We start from the raw sequence: 22,817 nt of genomic DNA on the forward strand, positions 1-22,817 counted from the left end.
AATCAAATAACCATAATTGCCTTATTCATCTTAATTTTTACAAAATAGCGAATTTCATTTATTTTCTCTTAGTAATCTAATTTTTTGTAAATGAATCTCATTTAGTAAGTTTGGGTTTTCCACAATCAAAAAGGCAGCAGATATAAGACTGAGGATCGAGAAGAGAATAGCAAAGTGAACCGCTGTATCTCTAGAGAATAAATTGGATACAGAAGATAACCAGTTTCTTTCTTTTGGCTCAACTCTTGTTGTGGGAATGATTTTTACATAGTCTCTGTCATATATTTTGGCGGGAACTCTACCATCGCTTAGCTGATAGAAAAATGCAGATAAACAGTAGTTTTTCTGTTGAGCAAATAAATAAGCTAAACGTGTATATTGTGGAAAGTGTTTTATAAATTTATACTTTTGCTTCCATTCTTCCCTTTCCTTAAATGTTTCACCGATTTTGTTGTAAAAACTGTCATCTTCTACTTGTTCTTCACGGATTAACCAATACACAAGATTAAAAGCATAATTATCAAAGCCTTCACACCATATACTATTAGACTTAACTAACAACCATTCAATAGCTTGATATTGCTTTTTCTCCTCTTTAGAGTAAAAAGTATTTAATGAATGACATTTTAATAGCAGTTCAATAATTCCAGCATATAAATAATTTAAGAGTTGGCGGTAAGCATTATTTTGATCTAGTTTTTTGGTAGTCACAATCAGTCGTTTCTGTAGAGTTAGAGAAGTAATTAAAGATTTCTTGTCATCATTGTCATCATTGTGTTCACTCCACCAGTTTAGCCAGTCAGGTACTTTTATATAGCCCAGAATAGTTAGTAATGCTCTATATCTTGTTGTATAGTAATTGGCAGAATTACTCATAGTTATTTTATCAACAATAGCGTCCCAATCCCAATTGGCGCTGGGATATCTATCTAGATATGTGGCTAAATGTGAGATCTGTGTTTCATTATCTCTCGCAATATCTAATAGTAACTTTTTAATTAGATGCAAAGTTTGCTTGTCTATTTCTCTTTGTTCTTTTTCTTGAGTAACATTGGAAGTGTCAATAGGTGAATTACTATGTCTATCTGCGTTTTTTTCTGATTCTAGAGTAAATGATGTAGGAGAAATTAATGATTTTAGGCGAGTTTTGATATGACTTGTATTTTCTTGATAAGCTTTTTCATCAGCACAGTATATTAAAAGGAATCTTTCTGGGTAATCTAGCAAACGAACATTCCAAGCCCAAGAGAGAGTAGTATCATATTGTTTTTGTAGTTGTAAAGCCAGAGTGTGCAATATCCAAGGTAGAAATTCTCTAAATGATTCAGGTTTAAAAACATAGGGATAATGCTTAATTTTAGATAAAATTTCTACTACTTGTAAACTACATTGCTGAAAGTATACATCAAAATCTTCTCTAGTATAGTATTGAGCATTTGAGTTTAGCTTTGAAGACGATTCACTAACTTGAAACTCAAAGCATGGTTTTCCGGATCTCAACCACCATAATAGTAATGTACCCACTCCATCTATATATTGAGCCGATTTTTCCAACCAGAAATACCGATAAGCAACTAGAGGGCGCTCCCCTTTATCATCTATTTGCCGCGTAGCTACCGCTAAAACAGAATATTCATTTATGTCCCTAGCAATTAGAGCATACTCTCCATCTTGCGGAGGATAATTATCATTAATCCGAAAATCACCCTTGTTAACAGCTTGTTGAATCTCTTCCGGAACAGCGACATCAGATACTCCCACCTCCTTACCAAATCCACCAGAAACATACCTTCCATCCTTTTGAGAAACATCAATCAATTCTCTAGAAAACTCATGAATCTGAACAACATTTTGTGATACCATAAAACTCCTCTATATCAACTCTCTCTTCTCTGCTTTCCTGGGGTTAAAACCCCAAGCTATATTGTTCTCAACCGCCGATCATCCTTACCCGTATATAACCAATAAATAGGAGCAACCAAACCAAAAGGTTGCCAAACAGCAGGATTAGCGATCGCCGCATAAGTCCCGCCACTATCTGTTGATTGCACTTTGACATTTGGGCTTGGAGGACTTCCCTTCATCCCAAAAGCCGAACAAAAAAAGTAATTAACCGAACAACCCCAACTTTTCACCCAGATTCTTAACGTTTCTTTAGTCAAAGGAAATTTTCTATTCACAAATTTTTGCATCTCATGACGATGAATCCAAACCTGAGATTGCTCTGCTTTAGAAAAAACAACAGCTACACGATAATCTCTCAAATTCTTATTCTTCCCCACCAAACGCTCGTTCAATTCTGTTTGCAACCGCGCAAAAGCTTGAGAATAATAATTATCTTCTCTAGAAGTACCATCTATTAAAAGTAACAAACTAGAAGAATTAGCACAATCATCTAAATAGTTACTCAGATTAATACCAGAAGACTCACCGCGTAAATCTTTAATAATTTCACCTGAGTATTCCCGACAAGATACTTGAAATCTGACATTTGAGCCAATAATAAATGCTGGCTTAAGTTCAATCAATAAAGTGTACAAAGGCAAGTTATACACATCTTCATCTGGACGTGTAGGAGCCATAGACAAACCATTTTCTAAAATATCTTTTGCCATAGCAATCAATTTGCCTGATTGATCGTCAAAAGGATTCACTGACTGAATTGCACCATCGGGTTTAGCATTGGGCCAACGAGCCAAGGATGCCATGAATGTTGTTTTACCAGCACTACGGGGACCAACAATCCTAATGTCAGGACTCCCTGATAAATCTCGCGGTAGTCTTCTAAAGGTGTTGATCATGTAAAGTTTTTCCTGTACTCAACCAATAAATCGGAGAAATTAAACCGAAAGGATGCCATTGGCTAGGACTTCTTAAAAAGGCGTTGTAATCGGCTGGGCTACCATCATCGGGAATGTAGCGATTGGGACGGGGATCGAAATCATTAGGGCGCGAGCTAAGTACCCCAAAGGAAGAACAGGCAAAAAACTTTAACCTGTTAGTACGCGGTGGAAATTTTTTAGTTAAGAACCGATAAGTTTGTGGTAATCGAACTTTGAATAAATCTTCTTCCGGTTCCAAACGACAAGGCCAAATTTCACCTCTCTCACACTTTGACATCACAACTGCTATCCTTAAATTTTTAATCTCTCGATTCACCTGTTCTCTTTCAGAAATTTCTTGACAAAGCTTTTCCAAAGCAGGTTTGTAAAGGCGAGTATCTTGACTTGGTTGCCAATCAGTCAGCATCACCATCCAGCTTTGTGCAGTAAATAAGTCGTCAATATATGACTGAATTTCATGCCATTTATGTTCGAGGGGGATATCGTGAAATATTTCTCCTGCGAAATCTCTCACCGTTAACTCGATTTCTGTTCCTGGCAAACCTTTACGCGATGGTATTTGAATTCGGAAGTAGTAATAAGGTAAGTTATTTACGTTTCCTCTATTTGTTCCAGCTAATTTAGTGCCTTTTTTGATAATATCTTCTGCCATTCTGGCTAACTTACCTGCTTCTGAGTTTTTGTCGTAAGTGACTGCTAAACCAGGAAATTGGCTTTCTAGTTGTTTTTGATGAGGTAAATGAGCGAGGGTAGCAAGATATGTAGTTTTGCCAGAAGAACGCGCTCCGATGAGCCGAATTTCTGTTGTTGCCGGATAACGTGCCATTTTAGATGTTAGCAAGATATGAACCCAGGTAAATCCAAGGAAGTTCTAATAATGAGGGATGATCTGTGGTAGTGATGAAGAATTGCAGGTTAGATGGGTAATGACGTGAATTGTATTGTCGAATTAAATCGTTAGCTGCTGTAAAGTAAGTTTTGAAGATGTAGTTGTTATATTCATATAAAAGAGAGTTTCTGGAGTTGTCATAGCGCCACTTTTTGCCTTCGTATTCAATATCACAAAAAGTATCTGCTCTATGAATACAAACTAAAATATGTTGGTAGTTGGTACAATTTTCACTGAAGAAATTTAGCCAGTGTTCTAATCGATTTACCCAAGCTTGGTTGATTGGCAAGTCATTTGTATCTGTTCGCTCATCTAACCGATTTGGTTGAATTAAATCGCGATGAGGTGGTAGCAGCAAAATTACTCCGGCTGACTGACTAATTTGTTGTTTGATGTCTCGCCAAGCAGTGGGATTGTTTGTTTGCCACTCTCTGTTGGAAAAGGCTTCACCAGGGGTGTCTATCCACAAAACCTGGATTTGCCTTTGCCCAGATGGCAAGTCAATATTGATCAGCAGGGTTTCTTGCGTCATCTGAGCCGTACCTGCGATACGATTTTCCTCAACATTGAAACGTCTTGCTATTATTTCTGGATTGCTGACGACTTTAACGTGCTTTGTTGCTGATTTCGCTAAGGCTACTACCATACTGGTTTTACCAATACCGCGATCGCCTATCACCACAACACTCATCCGCACCTCCTAAATTGGAAATCCTGTGTAAGTCACTGTCTGTTGATTCATCACCCACTCTTGACGCGGAATATCTACCAAATCTGACGCGGTTATTCTTCCTGATAAAAAATGTAACTTCTGATTGCGGGAACCACGTAGCACTAAATCATCTGTTTGTTCTTGAATAAAAAGACCATCTATCAACAAATCTATATGCTTTAGTAAAGCTGTTGAACCTGGTATTTTTCCTGTTTGTAATTGTTCTAAAGAATACCCACTCCAACACACAACCGTTTTTCCTGCTTCTTGCACTCGGCAAGCCAAATCCGCCAGCGCCACCGCTTGAGCAAAAGGTTCACCACCAGAAAAAGAAATTCCCGCCAATGGAAGTTGCTCAAACACTTCCCACACCCGATCTACTGTAACGATCCGATGCGGTCGAAATTCCAAATAGTCGGGGTTCTGACACCCCGAACAGCGAAACGGACAACCTTGCAGCCACAACACCATCCTGGTTCCCGGTCCATTGGCACGAGAACGCAACAGCCATGATGCTACATTTAATAGTAGGGGAGTAGTCATTTCTAATATCCCAGACTTTGTTGACGACGTACAGATGAATAGGAAGTAGTGGCTGATTGTTGAGGTGTCGTAGAATAGATGTGCTGCAATTCTTCAGAAACTGGTTGACCATCCCATTGAGTCCATTGAAGTTGATAACCTTGTTCTTGAAAGATTTTCAGTGCTTCAACGGTACGAGTTGCACAAGAGTCTGTTTCTTCTGGTGGTCCAAATAAGTCAATTTGTTGACCTTCAAATTGTACCCGCATTTGGGTATTAGCACCTTCATGAGTTTCTACTTCAATCACGACATCGCCATCATCTGTGTCTAAAACACGCGCTGCATAACCCACTTGAAGCCAAGAAGCAACTAAATTTTCCGCCATCTCGTGAATTTGATCGGCTTGAGTTTCTAAGTCGGTAAGAAGTTGATGCAAATCTTCTATATAAATATCGGATTGTTGTTGATCAATTCGGTATTGCATTGCGGCAAAAATAGAGTAGGGAATGCGCGATCGCAAACCATCCAACCTTTCTTGTAGGTATTGAACATGCTTCTTTAGTTGCTCAGAGCGCAATTGCATAACTTGAATACGCATGTCATCCAAAGCTTGCAAATAAGCTTCTGCAGCCGCCAAATTATTAGCATTCAAAGCTTGTTGCGTATGAAGCAGTGCTTGTTCGACAGTTTGTGCATCTAAAAGTTGTTGCTCGATCAGCGTTTGATACTCTGTTCTGATTTTAGGCAGTCTGTTGTTCAGTTTATCTACTCGTATTTGAGCATCTTTTCGCTCAGTAGTATCAGGTAGTACCGCCACTTTCGTAGAGACGTTCCATGAAACGTCTTTACGGGAACCAATCCCAGCTCTAATTTGCGCAATCCGCTGCTGAATTTCCGACTCTCGTTGCAAAGCAGCTTCTCGTTCTCTATTTCTTCGCTCTTGATAAGACTGAAGTGCTTTACCAGTTAAAGAAACAACTGCACCCGCAGCGATTACTACTCCTACAACTCCCCCCACCACAGCAGCTCCAGCAACTAAAGCTCCCAATGATGCAGTAGGTGAAACACCCGCCGTGACAACAAATGCTTTTGAACCACTCATACGAGGACTCCTGAAAAAAGCTTTATTTACTTGTGCGTCTTTTATCTAATCGTTTGCCACTTTCAAGTTTTATGCAGATTGTTACAAAACTTTACATATGGCTGGCGATCGCGCTCGATTTCGACTTGAGCGCTTTGCTGAACTTTTTGGTGAACAATTATCGAACCAAAACTGGGACTAGTCAGCTTATTTGCGATGTTGGAATATTTATCGTAGAAAGCCGCGCAAGGCTTTCTGGTACTGAAGAGTAAATCTTATTTGTCGCAGGTTAACTGCAAACCCTATTACCAAGCATAAAACGAGCTCTCAACCGAGATATAAATCTAACACACAAAAGGAGAAAAGCTATGCAAACGCTCAAAGCTCCAGTAACTATTATCGTTATCGCCTTAGCTGCCATGACTTTAGGAATGCAGAATCCAGCAAACCAAACTTTTTTCGCTCAGCTTAAAGTCATTGACTGGCAAACAATATTTCTGAGACTGATGAGTTCTGATGAAGGTCAAAAATTTACCCTAATGCAAGCGGCGATCGCAATTAGGCGGTATGGATTGTTTTTATTTTTGCTCCAAAAGTACCCACATTTGAAGATGGTTCCCAATCAGGAGATTGATGCAGTTTTACACGCTCATATTGCCAACGCTCACCAGTTTCAAGAAGACTGCCAAAACCTCTTTAATGTTTGCCTCAAGCATGTTCCCGAAGTCGGGTTAGGAGGCGAAGTTGAACAGCAGGAATGGCTACTTACTTTTGCTCACACCCAAACATTATTCGAGCAAAATTTTGGACAGGGTGCAATGGGTAGTTCTGTTGCAGCTTGTTGCGAAATACTCTTGAATGCATAATTTTTACAATACATCGCCTCAACTCGTATAAAAGTAGGTGCATCCAATCAAATGTTGCAGATTGAATTTTGTGGTTTTGACATCTCAACCTAACTCATTTTATTCACAAACAATAACGTTTTATGGCACAGCAAACATTGGACAAAACAAACTTTCAATTTGTTCGTTTAGCTAGATTTTTGCTTGTGAACGTAGTAACACTTGTTGCTACTACTATTGGTACGATGAGCTTCACTAATATTTCTTGGGGTGATTCCAATCGTGCCTCTGCCCAAGTTCCAGAGATTAATAACCAAGATTCAATAAGTTCCTCTACTAAAAATGCACTATCACCAATTTCAGTTCAAATCTTATCCAAATCCAATCCAGCAGTAATTGAAGATGAGAAGTCGATTTATCCTATTGCAGAAAAGTTAATACGTGCTAATGGAATTGATGAGCACCCGTGGCGAATTAAAGTAGAAGATGTATATGATGATAATGCTTTTGCTAGCGATCTCAACCAAGTTACGATTTTTTCAGGATTGCTAGATAAATTGCATGGTGATGAAGCTGCTATTGCTTTTCTCCTCGGTCATGAAATCGCCCACAATACACAACGTCATACGTATACGCGAACTGCGTTTGAGGCTAAGTTAAATAAAACCGTGCAAGTAGAAGCAGACGCAAAAGTTCAAAATTTAATCACAGAAGAAAAAAGAAAATTTAGTGCCAAGAAAAAAACAAGTCGTGAAAAAATATGTCAACGTCAAGCTCAAACTAAAAAAACATCAACATTTGCTACAGAATATTTAGTTCTCAACTGCCAAGGACAACCTGACACTGATAAAGTTGAGCGCCTAAAACAACAAATATTTGATGACAAACAACAAGAGATTGAAAGCACAATTAAAAAACTAAGTCGCCAGCAAGAGTTTGAAGCTGATGCATTCGGTTATATGTATATGGTACGGGCAGGCTACGACCCAGAAGGTGCATTGCGAGTGCTAAATCTCATGACACGTTTACCTTATTATGACGCAGATGATAGCACTCATCCATCCTTTATTGATAGAATTAATGCTATCAAAGAGCTAATGAAAAAGTATCCCCCATCAACTCTAGTAGCTGAGGGTGCAATTCGCTTGCGTCAAAATCCCAATCCTCTGACATTTGATGTTTCAAATGATGGCGAATCTTTGCGCATTAATTCTCGGTTTGGTTCGCAACAAACTCAACCATTAGCTGAGAATTAAAGTAGAGACGCTTGGGGATAGCTTCTCTACAGCGTTTGAAGTAAAATTTGTGTTTCCTCTACTTCTGGTAGCATCCCCAGTTTCTCGAAATTTTCCACAGCAGCGTAAGCCCAACTACGAGCCGAAACTAAATTCCCTTGCGCCTTTGCTAAACTAGATAATGAGCGTTGACAAAATGCACTTCGGCATTTATCCCCGTTAGCTTCAGCAACGCGCAGTCCTTGTTTGAGAAGTCGATCTGCTTCATCTAACCTGCCTTGCTTAATAGCAATGTCAGCTAACCAATTTTGCGTACAGAAAATGGCACGTCTCCAGTCCATTGACTGTGCAAGTTCTAAGGCTTCTTGAAAAAGAATTTTCGCATCGGAGTACTCTTGTTTCTTGAAGAAAATTTCACCTTGATAATAACGAATTTGAACTAATTGCTCCAGTCGCTGCTGTTCTTCCAATTGTGTTTGTTCTAGAAGTTCTATCGCCTGAGTGAGCTCCTGTTGTGCCTCATCAAACCTCTGTTGTTGAATGCGTAAAACCGCAATGTTTCTAGCCAAGCTTAACCGGAATAAAGGTTCTTGGTGGTGACGAAGTTCCCAAGCTTGTGCAAACAGTGAGTCTGCTTCAAGTAAATGTTTTTGCTTTCCCATTGAAGTGAGAGTCCAAGCACGATCGACAATCACCTTTGCTGCTGCTAACCAGTCTCCACGTTGCTCTGCTGCTTGAATTAGCCATGCAGTCCAAGTCAGGCGATCGTCCCAGTAGCGCAAGCGGCTTTCTCTTCTACCCATAATGTGGGTGTATGCTTCAATATTTTGCCAAAACTTGAGCATCTCAGCATATCGCCCCTCAACCATACACCACTCAATTACAGCTTGCAGATTTTGCCATTCAAGATCTAAACCATCGAACTGTTGCCACTCCTTGGCGTCTTGTCCAAAGTACTTTTGTGAAAAGCTTAAGTACCAACCAATCCATCTCTCCCGCGCTTCCCGTTCAAAGTTGGGATGAGCTTTAAGTTCGGCAAGGGCATATTCACGAGTTAATGGCAGCATACTGTAGCGATGATTTTCCTGTCTCACTAAAGAAAGTCCACGCAATCGAGCTAAATCATTATTTATAGTGCTATCAGCATCTGGTACTGCAACTTGCACGAGGGCATCCTGTAAAGCAGGCATTGGGAATAGGGCTAATGCCATTAGTAACTGATGCGCTGATTGTTCGGACAATGGTTTGACTGAATTTTCAAAGCAAAAACGGGCGACATCTCCTTTCGAGTGAGATACCCGTTCCAATACTTCCTGAATCGGGTAGCCATTGGCTAACTGTCCAATTGCGTAGCTGATGGCTACCGGAATGCCACCCGTCACATGATAAAGTGCCATTTGATCTTGATGTCTAAGTGATACCCCCTTGGATTGGGCTTCATGTTGAATCAGACAAACACCATCTTTCTCAGGCATTGATGTGAGACGAACGGGAACAAACACAATCTGTTCGCGGGTGGTGATGACTGCTTTGACAGTTGGCGGTAGCTCATATAAAAACGCCAGAACATCTTGCTGGTTCTCCACTGTCTCCAAATTATCCACAATGAGCAGCGTGCGTTGGTACGAGAGAGCATCTTTAATTAAGTCTAATTGCTCTTCAAAACTCGCCCCAGTAATGTCTAGTTGATCTAACATCCGCGCAATCTGCCGGAAAATATCACGTAGAGTCCGTCGCGGAGCCAAAGAAGGCAATAAACCAAAGGACGTGAGGTAATATTGCTTGGCTGAGGTGAAGATAATGGTATCAAAGGTAGGCACACCCAAGAAAGCTTCGTTGTTGTCGCTGGCATTTAGGCAACGGTAGGCTGCTTCTACCACCAGAGTTGTTTTGCCTACACCGCCAATGCCATCAACGCTAACCAAATGTGCTGAATGTCTGGGTGAAAGCAATTCTAAAAGTCTAGCAATTTCTTCTTCCCGACCAATAAAAGTAGTACAACTGGGAGCAGGTAGGTTGTGACGCAGGCGTTTGGGGATGACAGGTGGAGGAACTGAAACCGCTTCGATTGGGATAGCAATTTCGCTTTCATTGTTACTACCGGATTTTTGTTTTAATATCTTATCTAACACTAATATAATAGTATTAATACGTACTTTTTGTTTTGTAGCTTCTGACAATAGTTCCCAAAGTTTTGGGCAAAAGACTCGCTGCACAGTACTGTCGGAGTACCCTGTTACCTGAATATCTTTGAGCTTCTTTCCTTCCATAACTTGCTGAAGGATACGTTTTTGAACATCTGTTAAAGACTTTCCTGTTTGAGAGTCCACTAAATTGTTTGCTACTGTTATGAGTTCCGATATTTTTTCTTTGTTCATAGGTTAATTTTAAATTACTCCTTTTAATGAGCTTATCCTAGATTGCCGAAATAATTTTATACATTGAATAAATTGAGCAAACAAGCTGAAAATGTTGAAGATGTTGAACTAATAGCTGAATATACAGCTGAAGTTCAAGCCAAAAAACGAACGAAAGTTCTAGTACTTTAGTAGCAAAGTCTTAAAGCTGAACTCGTAGCTTTGGACATATTTAACATAAATGACATTTTACATCTTGCCAAAATGTTGACTTTGTTTAAAAATTTATACTTAAGTAAGAACTAGGAGGAAATAAACGTACTCTAATATAGTTACAGGATTACTATTTGATTTTTGAAATACACGTAGGTAGGGCGCAAGCACACATATCTGAGCTTTGTGCGGCGTCCTACCTTAGTTGTTCTCCGCCGCGCTTGAGGATAGATACGCTAAAACGAAGTATTGTCCAAGTCCAAACTGTTCGTCATCCAGTGTGTAGCTAGAAAAAAGCTAAAGGTTAAGTAATGGTTAAAAGCGCTCCTATTCAAGTTTACTGCACTCGTCCGAGTTGTAGCGACCCTATAAATTATATTCCAGAGACATTACTCACTCCTGGTTCTATTGCACAGCGATATTGCAGTTGCTGTCAAATGCCCTTGATTTTGAAGGGGCGTTTCTTACCATTGAGATTATTGGTTCCTGATGACGAACGTGGTGGATTTGGGAGAACATTTTTAGCGTTGGATTTGCATTCTCCACAACGACGAGAGTGTGTTATCAAACAGTTGCACCCTCTAAACACTCCTCGACCATCAGAACTTGAAAAAATAGAGCAATTATTTCGCCGAGAGGCAGATGTTTTAGATAAACTTAGTCATGATCAAATACCAAGAGCATTGGCATTTGATGTAGTACAAGCTCCTACCCATTCACAGAAGCAAGATCTTGGCACATCTAACAATCAGCAGAAGTTTTTTTATTTGGTACAAGAATATATCGAAGGACAAAATTTAGCTCAGGAGCTAAAGCACAGAGGAAATTTTTCAGAGGAAGAAGTTATTGAGCTTTTGAAACAAATTTTGAATGTACTAAATTACATCCACAAGAAACAAATATTAAACTATCAGGGAATTATCCATAGAGATATCAAACCTCACAATATTATCCTTCGTCAGAGTGACAATAAGTTCTTTTTGATAGACTTTGGTGCGGTTAAGCAGGTAGTTGTTGCAGGAGTATCTACCGAGACATCATGTGTATTGGGAACACCACTTTATGCTCCTCCAGAGCAGGTTAGTAGAAGGCCAGTGTCTCCTTCATCTGATTTATATTCTTTAGCTGCAACTTGTGTTTGTTTGCTCACAGGCAAAACTCCGCAAGAGCTTCGTCATGGGGATAAGTGGGATTGGAGAAAATATGCTAGTTTAAGCAGCGATCGCCTTGGGGAAATTTTAGATCTGATGCTATCCCCAGATCCAAATGTTAGGCTTCAGTCTGCTCAAGAGGTAATTGATGCTCTTGCTCCTGTAACACCTGATCCTGTGACACCACCTGTGACACCACCTGTGACACCACCTTCTAAGGGACGCCAAAGAATGAGGTGGCGTTGGGTAGGGTATGTGTTTTTGGCTGTGGTAGCGTTGGCGATCGCGTTTGCAATCCACTATTTTTTCTTCCGACCTTGTTTGAAGTATAGTTGCAATATTAATGACAACTTCAGTTGGGGAGAGCAAGTCCTGATTGAAGACAAAAGTTCCAAGGAAAAAAAGGCAGGAACAAAAGCATTTGAAAAAGGCGATTACGACACAGCCATCACGCACTTCAAAACATCCCTCAAATCAAATCATAATGATCCAGAGGCACTAATTTACCTAAATAACGCCTATGCTGCTGCTCGCAATGATAACCTCATTAGAATCGCAGTCAGCATCCCAATTAGCAAAGAAGTTCCCGGTATTGCTGAAGAAATGCTGCGTGGAGTTGCTCATGTCCAGAGTGAAGTTAACTGCGGTATTGGAAACTATCTGAATGGATTAGATACTAATATTCAATTTAATTGTAACCAAAACGGCGGCATTAATAGACGATTTCTGCAAGTTTTAATTGCTAATGATAAGCTAGATTATAATACAGTTGAAAATGTAGCTAAGACTTTAGTAGACAATCGAGATATTTTAGGGGTTATCGGTCACTATTCAAGTAAATTAACCTCTAAGGCTGGAGAGATTTATGGAGAGAAAACACCAAACAACGACGATAAACTCGTTCTAATTTCTCCAACAAGTACGGTGATCAGAAAGGAGCTTAAATTTAGTAATTACGTTTTCCGCACAGCTTCCACTGACACCACTGCTGCTGAAGACCTGGTAAACTATATGAAACAGTTAGAACCCTCTCTGACGAGAGCGGCTATTGTTGTCAAAGACCCAACAGATCCTTTTAGCAAATCTCTAAGTGGAGAATTTGAAAGGATACTAAGAGAAAAACAGGGTCAGTCTGTTGCTTGTATTTGGGATAATAGTGGGGCTGTGATAACTGATTGTATCAAGAGAAATAGGAATGCAAATGTGATACTACTAGCCCTGAAAAGAGAAGACTTAGAAAAACACGCAAAAGATGCTTTTATCGGTAACCACCAACTGAAAGTACTAGGCGGGGATACTATGTATTCCGCAAATCTACAGTCTGTTGGTCAAGAAGCAATCAACAAACTGGTCATGGCTGTTCCCTGGCAGAGAAGTAATGAGAATGATTATTTTGAGAAGACTTCTTATCAACTTTGGAGCGCAAAGGTAAACTGGCGCACTGCGATGACATATGACGCAACTAAGACAATGGTTGAAGCACTTAAGCGGACGGGAGATAATCCTTCTCGCCTAGAATTGTACAAAGCTTTATCAAAAGTTGATTTTTCTACACAGGGTGCTACAGGACAAGTGAAATTTGATCGCATTCACGATCGCAAACCATCCACAGGTATTGGGGTTCTAGTAAAAGCAGCAAATTCTCATCCTGACTCTACTATAACTAAGCTTGATTTTGTTATTTTGGAAAAACCAGAAAGAAATAATATTTAGTATTTATACATATGAGACAGCGTGCAACTTTGAAAGCTTCCGAACAAGGGAAAAATTTAATTAACCAAGCTAGGAGAAGCAGAGGTTGGATTATAGAGGATGAGAACTGGCTCATTGAAGCAAGCAAAATTCTAGATCCTAATCTGCCTCCCGGAGTCTACGCCTCTGGTGTTTCGCTAACTACTTGGAAACACTTCCTGCGAGCAAGCCGTGCTATTTATGCGAGCACTTTTAAGGCTTTCTGCGAGGTTTTAGAGTTAAACTGGAAGAATGTAGTAATTCTCAACATCGATTTAACTGACGCACCCGAACTTTCTAGTTTCTATGGGCGCACCAATGAGTTAAAAAAACTTCATCACTGGCTTCAAGAACGTAGTCGGTTAGTCGTCATCCACGGAGTAGGGGGAATTGGGAAAACTGCCTTGGCTCGCCAGTTAGGAGAAAATATTGCCAGCAAATATGATTACATAATCTGGCGTTCTTTGGATTACACACAAACATTTCAACAACTTTTAAAAGAATTGGTGCAATTCCTTTCCAAAGGGCAGGATCAAGAAGTTGATATTTCGCGACTAATGAAGTATTTACGCAATCATAGATGTTTACTCGTGCTGGATGAATGGAAAGAAATTATAGACAAAAATAGTCAAGATTATCAAGATTACAGCCATTTACTAAGACGAGTTGGAAAAGAAAATCATCAAAGCTCTTTATTATTACTCAGTCGAGAAAAACCTCAAAATATTGAAAATTTAGAGGGACAATTGATTCATTTCTTAAAATTGGAAGGTTTGAGTAAAGAAGAAGCTAAGCAACTTTTTATAGCAGAAGGTATTTCTGGTAAAGAAGATGAACTTGATAAATTAAGTAGTCGTTACACTAATCCTTGGATAATCAAGCAAGTTACCAAGCAAGTGAAAAGAGTATGCGGAGGTCAAATACCAAGTCTTGTTGGGGAAATATCATTGTTTTTTACCGATACTATTGTTAGCTTTTTAGATGAGCAATTCAAAAATCTATCACAACTAGAAATAAATATTATTTATTGGATAGCTATTAGGCGGAATTCTGCTTCAATGGAACAACTAAGAAGAGATACATTACAAACCCTATCTGCTCTTGAGCTTTTTAATAATTTAGATTTTTTGATAGAAAGGTACTCACTTGTTGATAAAACTATAAATGAAGAAGACAATTCAATTTTCTACACATTAGACCCTGTAATTATGAAATATATCACTAACAAATTTGTTGAAGATAATTGTCAAGACCTTCTTAAAATAATTCCAAATCAAACAATAGAAGGTTATGAGCTTTTTATAAGTCATAGTTTTATCACATCAAACCCTGAAGATGAGCAATTAAAACAGGAGCAAATTACACGAATTGTTAAACCCATTCACAAAAATCTATTGGCTGAGTTGCGCAGTCAACAGCGAGTCGAGGAGGAATTGAGAAAGATTATGTCTCTCTTGCAAGATAGAGGATTTTCGCAAGGATATGCAAGTGAAAATATTTTGCACTTGATTTCGGCTTCCGGGCAAATCTAGTTCTAGGTGTGTTTACTATGCTGTTAGGTTAACCCACGATGTAGAATATATCAGATATGATATAACATAATTATGGACGATGATGATAAACCTCTAGTTTGGCTGCATGGAGAAGTCAAAACCCCACCCTTTAGTCAAGAAGCCCGTATAGAGACAGGTGTGCTGCTCAGACGATTACAGCAGGGTGACAACCTTGGAATGCCTTACTCAAAACCGATACCCAAGATTGGAACACATTGCTATGAGTTGAGAGTTCGGGATGCAGACAAGAATTGGCGAATCATCTACCGAATTGATGAAGATGTAATCTTGATAGTCGAGGTATTCAACAAAACTACTACAGCAATACCAGACAAAGTGATTGAGATTTGCAAAAAGCGACTGAGCAAGTATGACTTGGATAAATAGGAATAGCGTTATGGATGAAGCTAAAAGAGAACGCCTAGAAGCAAAAGGTTGGAAAGTTGGAACCGTATCAGAGTTTTTAGAATTAACACCTCAAGAGGCTGCTTTAGTTGAAATAAAATTAGCTCTCAGTCACTCTCTAAGACAACGGCGGCAAAACCTGATGACGCAGGCTGAACTGGCAGAAAAAATTCACTCCAGTCAACCACGTATTGCAAAGGCTGAAAATGGAGATGCTTCAGTATCTATCGAATTACTAATCCGAGCAATGTTGGCTACAGGTGCAACTCCTCAAGAAATTGGACAGGTGATTGCCAGTACAGGAAGGATATCAGCAAGCAATCCGCCATGTACTTAAGTACATGGCGATCGTGTATAGAATGAAATAGCCCTGTCAAATAGGAGCGCTGTATATTTTATTTACTTGTAACTCACACTGCTGAAAAATATAGTTGACGGCAGCAAATAACTTCTCTAAATCCTGAATTACATATAAATTTTTATTTCTAGTAAAAACATCGTAATTAAGCTTACCAAATTGCCATATTTTTCCATTAGAAACAATCCCAAAAACATCTTGTTTTAAATCATTATTTATTCGCTGTACTGCGATCATCTCAGCTAAACACTGACCCCAACCTTCTTCAAACTTATCTTGTTTAGCTTCAACTGTCAAAAAATAGGGTTGATCGAAAACAATACTACTAAGAGGATTTCGTTTGGTTACTATATAATCAGGTACGCCTGACAAGTCTTCATCGTAAGTTAGTGTTTCATGACTCCAAAGTGTTAGTTTACTTCGGTAAGATTTCCATACTTCTTTCAAAACTGGATAAATGAGATTTTCACAAATAGCATCCTCGGAATTATCAATAACTCCATCTGTAAATAGTAAATCTAATTCTTCTTGGAAAGAGTTTTTAACTGGAAATTCTACTTCCAGCATAAAGTTAGCCTGCACATACTTTATTTGAAACTTTTTAATAACTGCACTTATACTTTTGTAATTACTAAATGCCATTGTAATTTACCTTCCGTTGAAACTCTGTCACTGTCTGAACGTAAGTGATGTACTTTAATTAACCTAGCATCTTTTTTAGGTAACGAAGCTGTTTTTACTTATGTCTGCGTACAAAAGTGTTTCTACCAGCTTCTCAATGTGAGTCAGTTCATGAGTTGCCATGACAGAAAGCCGTATTCGACTGGTGGGAACGGTGGGTGGGCGAATTGCTGGAGCAAAAATGCCAGCAGATTTTAATTGTTGTCCAACTTTTAAAGCTTCTGTAGCATCTTTTAATTGAAAACAAACAATTGGTGATTGTGATGGTAGTAACTTGAGGTGAGGTAGCCTTTGTTGCAGCAAATGTTTCAAGTAATCAACATTGCGCCATAATTGGGCGCGTAGTTGCGGTTCAAGTTGCACTATATTAATTGCTGCTAAAGCTGCCGCCGTGTCAGCTGGTGAAAGCGCGGTAGTATAAATCCAACTAGGGGCGCGGTTGCGCAAAAAGTCAATTAAAGTTTTGCTTCCTGCTACGTATCCACCTAAACTACCTAAAGCTTTACTTAATGTACCAATTTGAATTAATTGCCGCACTGTACAATTAAAATGTTCTACGCATCCTGCACCAGTTTTTCCCAGTACCCCGGTAGCATGAGCTTCATCAACTAGCAGCATACAGCTAAACTCTTGGGTTATATCTAATAATTCAGGTAGTTGACATAAATCACCATCCATGCTAAAGACGCTATCTGTAATCATCAAACAGCGTCGATAGTTTTGTCGATGTTGATGCAGTTGGGTAAGTAGCTCTGCAACATCACCATGAGGGTACTCAATGATTGTTGCACCACTAAGAATTGCTCCATTTTTCAAGCTGGAATGATTGTACTGGTCAGATAAAATTAAATCACGTTTGCCGACTAGGGCAGTGATCGTACCGATATTAGCAAGATATCCAGAACTGAAAACTAGAGCATCTTCTGTTTGTTTGAGAGCAGCGATCGCCTCTTCTAACTCTCTGTGTATTTCCCTATTTCCACTAAGTAATCTAGAACCAGTAGTACCCGTACCTAATTCTTGAATAGCCGCAGTAGCTGCCGCCATCAAGCGCTGATCCCCCGCTAGTCCAAGATAATCATTGCTGGCAAAATTAATCACCTCAAGTCCTTCTAAAACCACCGTAGCGCCTGGGCAACCGTGGATGGTTTGTACTGAACGATACCAATCAGCGCGATGAATTGTTGCCAGAGATTCCTCTAACCAAGCATAAGGGTCAGCAGACATTTTCCGTAGTGGTTTTAGTGGTAATATTAACACTGTACAGACGTTCCGGCGGAAAGTCTCTACAATTGCTGACTATATTCGGAGCTAAGGTGAGCGATCGCCTGTTTGATCCAATCTTCCACATAGGCATCCTTAGATAGTCCAATGTCTTCGCTCACCACATGTAAAGCGTGACTAACTTCGTTAGCAGTATACCCCAAAGCGAGGAGAGTCATTTGCACCTCATCAAGAATACCAGGTGCGGGACCACCTGTAGCCACAAAGAATCCTGCCGACTTACGCCACTCAATTAACTTAGTTTTCAACTCCAAACAAATACGTTCTGCTGTTTTCTTGCCCACACCAGGGGCTTGAATTAATAATTGAGTATTGGCACCGATAATAGCTTGAACTAAATCTGGTAATTCCAAAGTATCCAGCAGAGCAATTGCACCTGCTGCACCAATACCACTAACACTCAACAGGTGACGAAACAGATCTCTTTCCCCAGGCGAACCAAAACCGTATAGTAACGGAATTTCTTCACGTACTTGGTAATGAGTAAAGATTTGTACTTCACCGCCTGAATTTGGCAATTGCTGTGCTAGTCGTGCGGGAACTTGTAAATCATACCCGATCCCATTCACCTCAAGAGTGAGAATATGGCGATTACCACCATTGTTTTGGACACCAGCAACAATTCCTTTAAGATAGCTAATCATTCCACGAAACCAAAATGTTTTAGACCTTCTAGTATTCCACCTGCACAAAAATTTTGTGCGAGGTAACGGTAGTCGGCGGGATTTTCATTGTGCCATTGAAGTAACTCCTGTTTAGCATTCCCGACAATAATTCCTATGACTTCACCAACGGCAAACAAAGCAATATCATTGCCAGAATCACCGCAAACAACTGTCCGCTCTGCTACAAATTTCCACTTTTGACGTAGAAACTGTACTGCTTGACCTTTATCGCTATTGCGCGGTACTATGTCAAGGTCAACGCCACTACTGTAAATTAACTTTATATTTAAACCACATTTTTGCAACTCTGATTCAAGTTCTGGTAAAATTTTTTCAGCATCCTCCTGATCAAGGAAAAAACTCACCTTGAAAGAGCGCTGTTCTGTGTCTGGTTGTGGCTTTAACTCCACAAACTTGCTAGTTGTAGCTACAACAAGATCGCGGTTCCACCCAGGAGAAAGTAACTCTGACCAACTCGACTCAGGTATTTTACTACCATCAAGGTAAATTTCAGTCCCTACAGCTAAAATCAGAGCATCTGGTTCTAAAAGATTCTTTTCCTCTTTTAGTTCTTGATATAGAATAGGCGATCGCCCAGTAGCATAAACAATCTTTGTACCATAGTCTTGGCGATGTTGAGACAAGCGATTGTTCAAATCGACCAAAGCGCGATCGTCTCCTACAAGAGTATTATCTAAATCTGTAACAAATAGAAACTCAACCACAGTGACCCCTTTGATTAGCTTTACACAAAAAAGTTTATGCTGTTTTGGTACTGATCTTTTATGTGTAGTTGCGCTATATATGTACACAAAACTTGACATAACTAAAGAAAAATAGAAAAATAGTAGCCCAAAAAGCTATAACAGAGTTGGCACAAAACAGTAACGTTCTGGAGTGGCTTGAATTTTGAGGTTTTCTCTTCACTTAGCTACCAAGCTCAATCCTCACCATAGTCTAAGAAACCGCTTAGGACTAACAATCTGTAGTATGGCTTTTGTGTTATCAATTTTAGTAAGTTTAATTGTGGGAAATACAGCCAGTGCTTATGTCACATCAGACGTAGGTCAGTCATTAGCAGAACTAGCATATCAAATCACCAACCAATTAGATGGGGGGATATTTGAGCGCTACCGAGAACTGCAAATTATTAGTACACTGGATGTACTCCGCGATCGCAATTCTGTATCACAACAGCGTGCGCTCTTAGAAAAGTTACAAAGCACTGACACAAATTACGCTTGGATTGGCTTAGCGGATAATCAAGGTAACATAGTTGCCAGTACAGGAAAATTGCTAGAAGGCAAAAACATTGCTCAACAATCTTGGTTTGTCAAAGGACGTACAGTAAATTATGTGAGTGATGTGCATGATGATGCCGTAAAACTAGCAAAATTGCTACCCCAATCAAATAGCGAACAACTGCATGTCGATATAGCAGTTGCCATCAAAGATTCTACTGGAAATCCACAGAGTGTACTAGGTGCTCATCTCAGGTGGACATGGTCTAAAAAACTTCATAAATCTTTGCTAAACTCAGTAAATAACGCCAACAAAGAGATATTTATTCTCAGTCATGATGGTAATGTACTGTCAGCGCCACCAGAGTTTCAGACCAAAAATTTAGTCTCACTCCAAAGTGTTAAAGCAGCGCAATCAGGATTAAAAAGTTACCTAACAGAAACATGGTTTGATCGACAAACTTATTTAACAGGCTTTGCCCAGAGTATTGGCGATCGTAATTATCCTGGATTAGGATGGATAGTACTTGTCAGACAAAAGACTAAAACAGCATTTACCCCAATACGACATTTCCAACAGCAAATCTTCACCTGGAATATGATGGGAGGGGGATTGTTTGCTGTTATCAGTTGGTTCTTAGCCCGGTTGCAGATGCAACTCACCTCAAAACTTTTAGCACAGGAAATGCGTTGTCAAAGCGAAGAGAAACTTCAGCAACTAACACAAAAAATTCAAAGCGATCGCAAATTTGCCGAAGAAACACGTATAGCGCTGTTAAAAGAAAAAGAAATCAGTGAACTCAAATCCCGATTCATCTCCATCGCCTCCCACGAATTTCGCACACCACTAACCAGCATTTTCCTAGCTTGCGACACCCTACTAAAATACCAAGAAAAACTACCTAGAGAAAAACAGCGTAAAATATTACAACAAATTCAATCCAGCGTCAAACACTTAAATCAAATACTAGAAGACCTTCTCCTCATCGGCAAAACACAAGCAGGAAAACTAAAATTCAACCCAGTCCCCATCAATCCTATCAACTTTTGTCAAGAAATAATCGAACAACTACAACTTTGCGCAGGCACTCAACACAAACTCAAATTTAGCAGTCAATCAACCGAAAATTCTCCCACACAAAACCTCACCCTACTAGACGAAAAACTACTGAGACAAATCCTCACCAACCTACTAACCAACGCCATCAAATACTCACCACAAGAAAGCGAAATTCAAATCAACCTAACTTGTGACAAAAACAAAGTTATTTTGCGCATACAAGATCAAGGAATAGGCATACCCAAAGAAGATCAACCAAACCTATTTAACCCATTCTTCAGATGCAACAACACAAAACACCTTCCCGGCACAGGACTAGGACTAACCATAGTCAAAAATGCCGTAGAATTACACAACGGACAAATCACAGTCCAAAGTGAAGAAGGACAAGGTACAACAATAACCGTAACCTTACCAATAAATTACAGTTAATAGTTAATTATTAATAGAAGCTAACTGAAAACAATTAACAATTCCCCAGTTAACAACTTACCATCTACTCATCCTTCAAAGTCTCAACCAACAAATCAACCTGCTGTTGTCGCCCCTGCAAAAAACCCTCACACTCACGCAAACACTCAACAGCCCGCGCAAACCGATCAAAAACCTCCTGCAACTCCAACTCACCCCGCTCAATAGAAGCAATAATACTCTCCACCTCAGCCACCTTAGCCTCATAACTCCAACCAGACTCAAACTCCTTCATAAAAACTCTTGGCGTCCTTGGCGCCTTGGCGGTTCATTTATTTCCACAACCCTAACTATAACCTCACCCTCACCCAACTGCACCAACAACTCATCCCCCAAACCCACCTCATCAACAGAACGAACAACACCATGCTCCCCCCTCACCACAGCATAACCACGCCGCAAAACAGCACTCGGATCAAGACTCCCCAACTTTTCTTGTAACATCAAAACATGCTGCCTTGCCGACTGCAACCGTTGATTCGTCACCTGCACCAAACGTTCCTGCCGCCAAGAAAGCGCCTGTAACTCCTGCTGCACCTGCCTTTCCAACCGCAAACGCCGCAAGCGATCGCCCAATTGTTGCAATTTATTTCGCGCCCTATTCAATTGCTCATCCACCCCATCATGCAAAGCCAAAACCCGCTGCCGATGTTGAGCATAAAGCTCCCAGAGCGAAGGCACAACTAACTCAGCAGCAGCAGTAGGAGTATGAGCACAAACATCAGCAACCAAATCAACCAAAGACTCATCCCGTTGATGCCCAATTCCAGTTACCACAGGAATCGAACAACTAGCAACCGCCCTTACCACCCGTTCATCATTAAAGCAAGCCAACTCCTCAACAGCACCACCACCGCGTGCTAAAATTAACACCTGAGCGCGTCCATCTCGCTCCACCCGACTAATAGCTTGAGCAATAGATTCAGGCGCAAGCTCACCTTGCACAATTGCCGGAGAAAATAAAACATGTAAACCAGGATACCTTTGGTTCAGTGTTTTCTGTATGTCTCCCCAAGCAGCAGCAGTAGGTGAAGTGACAACAGAGATCGCACTAGGATGAGTCGGAAGCGATCGCTTTCTTTGGGCATCAAACAAACCCTCATCTGCTAAACGGTTACGCAGTTGTTGAAAACGCATAGCTTGCAAACCAACACCAGCAGGTATGGCTTGCCAAACTTGCAGCTGATATTCACCGCGATCGCGATAAACTCGAATACTGCCCAAAACGATCAACTGTTCACCGACTTTGGGTACTTGTGCGAGTTTTGCCACCTGGCTACTCCATGCCACACACTTAATCGCCGCCCCTGCATCTGGATCTTGCAAAGTAAAAAATAACCCACTGCGATGGTTGTGAGCGCTAGAAACTTCTCCAGTCACCCAAACACGCTGCAACTCATCATCTTGCTCCAAGAGAAATCGAATGTAGTCAGTCAACCCACCTACTGATAAAGCTGTTTCGGCAATGAGAGTATCAGGTAAATCGTAATTCATAACCTAGTATATGGAAATTTTACCG

21 protein-coding genes are annotated in these 22,817 nt (G+C 40.1%); 8 read left to right on the forward strand and 13 right to left on the reverse strand.

The window, feature by feature from the left end:
* Window positions 1-54: 54 nt before the first annotated feature.
* Genes ICL16_RS25030 through ICL16_RS25055 form a run of 6 tightly spaced genes read right to left on the reverse strand, consistent with a single transcriptional unit; the run spans window position 55 to window position 6,069 of the window.
* Window positions 55-1,863, reverse strand: a complete 1,809-nt coding sequence (locus ICL16_RS25030; protein ID WP_190833344.1) for a hypothetical protein — start codon at window positions 1,861-1,863, stop codon at window positions 55-57.
* A 56-nt stretch (window positions 1,864-1,919) separates the two neighbouring features.
* A complete protein-coding gene (locus ICL16_RS25035; RefSeq protein ID WP_190833347.1) occupies window positions 1,920-2,801 on the reverse strand; it encodes a hypothetical protein in 882 nt (293 codons plus the stop codon).
* Window positions 2,785-3,684, reverse strand: a complete 900-nt coding sequence (locus tag ICL16_RS25040; RefSeq protein WP_202895713.1) for a TRAFAC clade GTPase domain-containing protein — start codon at window positions 3,682-3,684, stop codon at window positions 2,785-2,787. Before ICL16_RS25040 ends, ICL16_RS25035 begins: the two co-directional genes overlap by 17 nt.
* On the reverse strand, window positions 3,671-4,423 hold the full coding sequence (locus tag ICL16_RS25045) for a GTPase domain-containing protein (RefSeq protein WP_190833349.1): 753 nt from the start codon (window positions 4,421-4,423) through the stop codon (window positions 3,671-3,673). Before ICL16_RS25045 ends, ICL16_RS25040 begins: the two co-directional genes overlap by 14 nt.
* A 9-nt stretch (window positions 4,424-4,432) precedes the next feature.
* Entirely contained in the window at window positions 4,433-4,987 is a 555-nt protein-coding gene (locus ICL16_RS25050) for a 4Fe-4S single cluster domain-containing protein (RefSeq protein WP_190833352.1), read from the reverse strand.
* 2 nt (window positions 4,988-4,989) lie between these two features.
* Window positions 4,990-6,069: a hypothetical protein gene (locus ICL16_RS25055; RefSeq protein WP_190833355.1), complete on the reverse strand. Its 1,080-nt coding sequence runs from the start codon at window positions 6,067-6,069 to the stop codon at window positions 4,990-4,992.
* A gap of 71 nt (window positions 6,070-6,140) precedes the next feature.
* On the opposite strand from ICL16_RS25055, the gene ICL16_RS25060 reads away from it, so the two are divergent.
* The 3 genes from ICL16_RS25060 (at window position 6,141) to ICL16_RS25070 (ending at window position 8,149) form a co-directional block, all read left to right on the forward strand.
* Window positions 6,141-6,320 (forward strand): hypothetical protein, encoded by a 180-nt coding sequence (locus ICL16_RS25060; RefSeq protein WP_190833357.1) that lies wholly within the window; start codon window positions 6,141-6,143, stop codon window positions 6,318-6,320.
* Window positions 6,321-6,416: 96 nt separating this feature from the next.
* The gene (locus tag ICL16_RS25065) at window positions 6,417-6,914 is read left to right on the forward strand and encodes a glycine-rich domain-containing protein (RefSeq protein WP_190833359.1); all 498 of its coding nucleotides are present in this window, start codon (window positions 6,417-6,419) and stop codon (window positions 6,912-6,914) included.
* A gap of 122 nt (window positions 6,915-7,036) precedes the next feature.
* Window positions 7,037-8,149 carry a M48 family metallopeptidase gene (locus ICL16_RS25070; protein ID WP_238360945.1) on the forward strand — a complete coding sequence of 371 codons (1,113 nt, stop codon included), beginning with the start codon at window positions 7,037-7,039 and terminating at the stop codon, window positions 8,147-8,149.
* A gap of 26 nt (window positions 8,150-8,175) precedes the next feature.
* Here the strand turns inward: ICL16_RS25070 and ICL16_RS25075 are convergent, their stop codons facing one another.
* Window positions 8,176-10,506, reverse strand: a complete 2,331-nt coding sequence (locus ICL16_RS25075) for a helix-turn-helix domain-containing protein (protein ID WP_190833367.1) — start codon at window positions 10,504-10,506, stop codon at window positions 8,176-8,178.
* 503 nt (window positions 10,507-11,009) lie between these two features.
* Between ICL16_RS25075 and ICL16_RS25080 the strand changes: the two genes are divergently transcribed.
* The 4 genes from ICL16_RS25080 (at window position 11,010) to ICL16_RS25095 (ending at window position 15,875) form a co-directional block, all read left to right on the forward strand.
* Entirely contained in the window at window positions 11,010-13,562 is a 2,553-nt protein-coding gene (locus ICL16_RS25080) for a protein kinase domain-containing protein (protein WP_190833369.1), read from the forward strand.
* A gap of 11 nt (window positions 13,563-13,573) precedes the next feature.
* Window positions 13,574-15,112, forward strand: a complete 1,539-nt coding sequence (locus tag ICL16_RS25085; RefSeq protein WP_190833371.1) for an NB-ARC domain-containing protein — start codon at window positions 13,574-13,576, stop codon at window positions 15,110-15,112.
* Between the two features lie 72 nt (window positions 15,113-15,184).
* Window positions 15,185-15,520 carry a type II toxin-antitoxin system RelE/ParE family toxin gene (locus tag ICL16_RS25090; RefSeq protein WP_190833373.1) on the forward strand — a complete coding sequence of 112 codons (336 nt, stop codon included), beginning with the start codon at window positions 15,185-15,187 and terminating at the stop codon, window positions 15,518-15,520.
* A 10-nt stretch (window positions 15,521-15,530) separates the two neighbouring features.
* Window positions 15,531-15,875, forward strand: coding sequence for a helix-turn-helix domain-containing protein (locus ICL16_RS25095; protein ID WP_190833375.1), 345 nt, complete (start codon window positions 15,531-15,533; stop codon window positions 15,873-15,875).
* 36 nt (window positions 15,876-15,911) lie between these two features.
* Here ICL16_RS25095 and ICL16_RS25100 read toward each other — a convergent pair whose 3' ends face one another.
* From ICL16_RS25100 to ICL16_RS25115, 4 genes are all read right to left on the reverse strand, one after another.
* Complete coding sequence (locus tag ICL16_RS25100) at window positions 15,912-16,538, reverse strand: hypothetical protein (protein ID WP_190833376.1); 627 nt, start codon at window positions 16,536-16,538, stop codon at window positions 15,912-15,914.
* A 75-nt stretch (window positions 16,539-16,613) separates the two neighbouring features.
* Window positions 16,614-17,804, reverse strand: coding sequence for an 8-amino-7-oxononanoate synthase (gene bioF / locus ICL16_RS25105; RefSeq protein WP_190833378.1), 1,191 nt, complete (start codon window positions 17,802-17,804; stop codon window positions 16,614-16,616).
* 59 nt (window positions 17,805-17,863) lie between these two features.
* Window positions 17,864-18,505 carry a Holliday junction branch migration protein RuvA gene (gene ruvA / locus ICL16_RS25110; protein WP_190833380.1) on the reverse strand — a complete coding sequence of 214 codons (642 nt, stop codon included), beginning with the start codon at window positions 18,503-18,505 and terminating at the stop codon, window positions 17,864-17,866.
* A complete protein-coding gene (locus tag ICL16_RS25115) occupies window positions 18,502-19,251 on the reverse strand; it encodes a sucrose-phosphate phosphatase (RefSeq protein ID WP_190833383.1) in 750 nt (249 codons plus the stop codon). Before ICL16_RS25115 ends, ruvA begins: the two co-directional genes overlap by 4 nt.
* Window positions 19,252-19,516: 265 nt before the next feature.
* Between ICL16_RS25115 and ICL16_RS25120 the strand changes: the two genes are divergently transcribed.
* The gene (locus ICL16_RS25120) at window positions 19,517-21,259 is read left to right on the forward strand and encodes a sensor histidine kinase (protein WP_190833385.1); all 1,743 of its coding nucleotides are present in this window, start codon (window positions 19,517-19,519) and stop codon (window positions 21,257-21,259) included.
* A 64-nt stretch (window positions 21,260-21,323) separates the two neighbouring features.
* Here the strand turns inward: ICL16_RS25120 and xseB are convergent, their stop codons facing one another.
* Together xseB and xseA are read right to left on the reverse strand one after the other, a co-directional pair.
* Entirely contained in the window at window positions 21,324-21,533 is a 210-nt protein-coding gene (gene xseB, locus ICL16_RS25125; RefSeq protein WP_190833387.1) for an exodeoxyribonuclease VII small subunit, read from the reverse strand.
* Window positions 21,530-22,792 (reverse strand): exodeoxyribonuclease VII large subunit, encoded by a 1,263-nt coding sequence (gene xseA, locus ICL16_RS25130; protein WP_190833389.1) that lies wholly within the window; start codon window positions 22,790-22,792, stop codon window positions 21,530-21,532. Before xseA ends, xseB begins: the two co-directional genes overlap by 4 nt.
* Window positions 22,793-22,817: the final 25 nt, after the last annotated feature.

It is taken from the genome of Iningainema tapete BLCC-T55 (genome assembly GCF_014698965.1).
GTDB classification, from domain to species: domain Bacteria; phylum Cyanobacteriota; class Cyanobacteriia; order Cyanobacteriales; family Nostocaceae; genus Iningainema; species Iningainema tapete.

What these genes read in the sequence shown, in the direction of transcription:
- ICL16_RS25065 (WP_190833359.1), top strand. Translation starts at nt 6,417, where the DNA reads ATGCAAACGCTCAAAGCTCCAGTAACTATTATCGTTATCGCCTTAGCT.
- ICL16_RS25080 (WP_190833369.1), top strand. Translation starts at nt 11,010, where the DNA reads ATGGTTAAAAGCGCTCCTATTCAAGTTTACTGCACTCGTCCGAGTTGT.
- ICL16_RS25090 (WP_190833373.1), top strand. Translation starts at nt 15,185, where the DNA reads ATGGACGATGATGATAAACCTCTAGTTTGGCTGCATGGAGAAGTCAAA.
- xseA (WP_190833389.1), bottom strand. Translation starts at nt 22,792, where the DNA reads ATGAATTACGATTTACCTGATACTCTCATTGCCGAAACAGCTTTATCA.
- ICL16_RS25060 (WP_190833357.1), top strand. Translation starts at nt 6,141, where the DNA reads ATGCAGATTGTTACAAAACTTTACATATGGCTGGCGATCGCGCTCGAT.
- ICL16_RS25100 (WP_190833376.1), bottom strand. Translation starts at nt 16,538, where the DNA reads ATGGCATTTAGTAATTACAAAAGTATAAGTGCAGTTATTAAAAAGTTT.
- ICL16_RS25085 (WP_190833371.1), top strand. Translation starts at nt 13,574, where the DNA reads ATGAGACAGCGTGCAACTTTGAAAGCTTCCGAACAAGGGAAAAATTTA.
- ICL16_RS25095 (WP_190833375.1), top strand. Translation starts at nt 15,531, where the DNA reads ATGGATGAAGCTAAAAGAGAACGCCTAGAAGCAAAAGGTTGGAAAGTT.
- ICL16_RS25045 (WP_190833349.1), bottom strand. Translation starts at nt 4,423, where the DNA reads ATGAGTGTTGTGGTGATAGGCGATCGCGGTATTGGTAAAACCAGTATG.
- xseB (WP_190833387.1), bottom strand. Translation starts at nt 21,533, where the DNA reads ATGAAGGAGTTTGAGTCTGGTTGGAGTTATGAGGCTAAGGTGGCTGAG.
- ICL16_RS25050 (WP_190833352.1), bottom strand. Translation starts at nt 4,987, where the DNA reads ATGACTACTCCCCTACTATTAAATGTAGCATCATGGCTGTTGCGTTCT.
- ICL16_RS25120 (WP_190833385.1), top strand. Translation starts at nt 19,517, where the DNA reads ATGGCTTTTGTGTTATCAATTTTAGTAAGTTTAATTGTGGGAAATACA.
- ruvA (WP_190833380.1), bottom strand. Translation starts at nt 18,505, where the DNA reads ATGATTAGCTATCTTAAAGGAATTGTTGCTGGTGTCCAAAACAATGGT.
- ICL16_RS25070 (WP_238360945.1), top strand. Translation starts at nt 7,037, where the DNA reads ATGGCACAGCAAACATTGGACAAAACAAACTTTCAATTTGTTCGTTTA.
- ICL16_RS25035 (WP_190833347.1), bottom strand. Translation starts at nt 2,801, where the DNA reads ATGATCAACACCTTTAGAAGACTACCGCGAGATTTATCAGGGAGTCCT.
- ICL16_RS25055 (WP_190833355.1), bottom strand. Translation starts at nt 6,069, where the DNA reads ATGAGTGGTTCAAAAGCATTTGTTGTCACGGCGGGTGTTTCACCTACT.
- ICL16_RS25075 (WP_190833367.1), bottom strand. Translation starts at nt 10,506, where the DNA reads ATGAACAAAGAAAAAATATCGGAACTCATAACAGTAGCAAACAATTTA.
- ICL16_RS25030 (WP_190833344.1), bottom strand. Translation starts at nt 1,863, where the DNA reads ATGGTATCACAAAATGTTGTTCAGATTCATGAGTTTTCTAGAGAATTG.
- bioF (WP_190833378.1), bottom strand. Translation starts at nt 17,804, where the DNA reads ATGTCTGCTGACCCTTATGCTTGGTTAGAGGAATCTCTGGCAACAATT.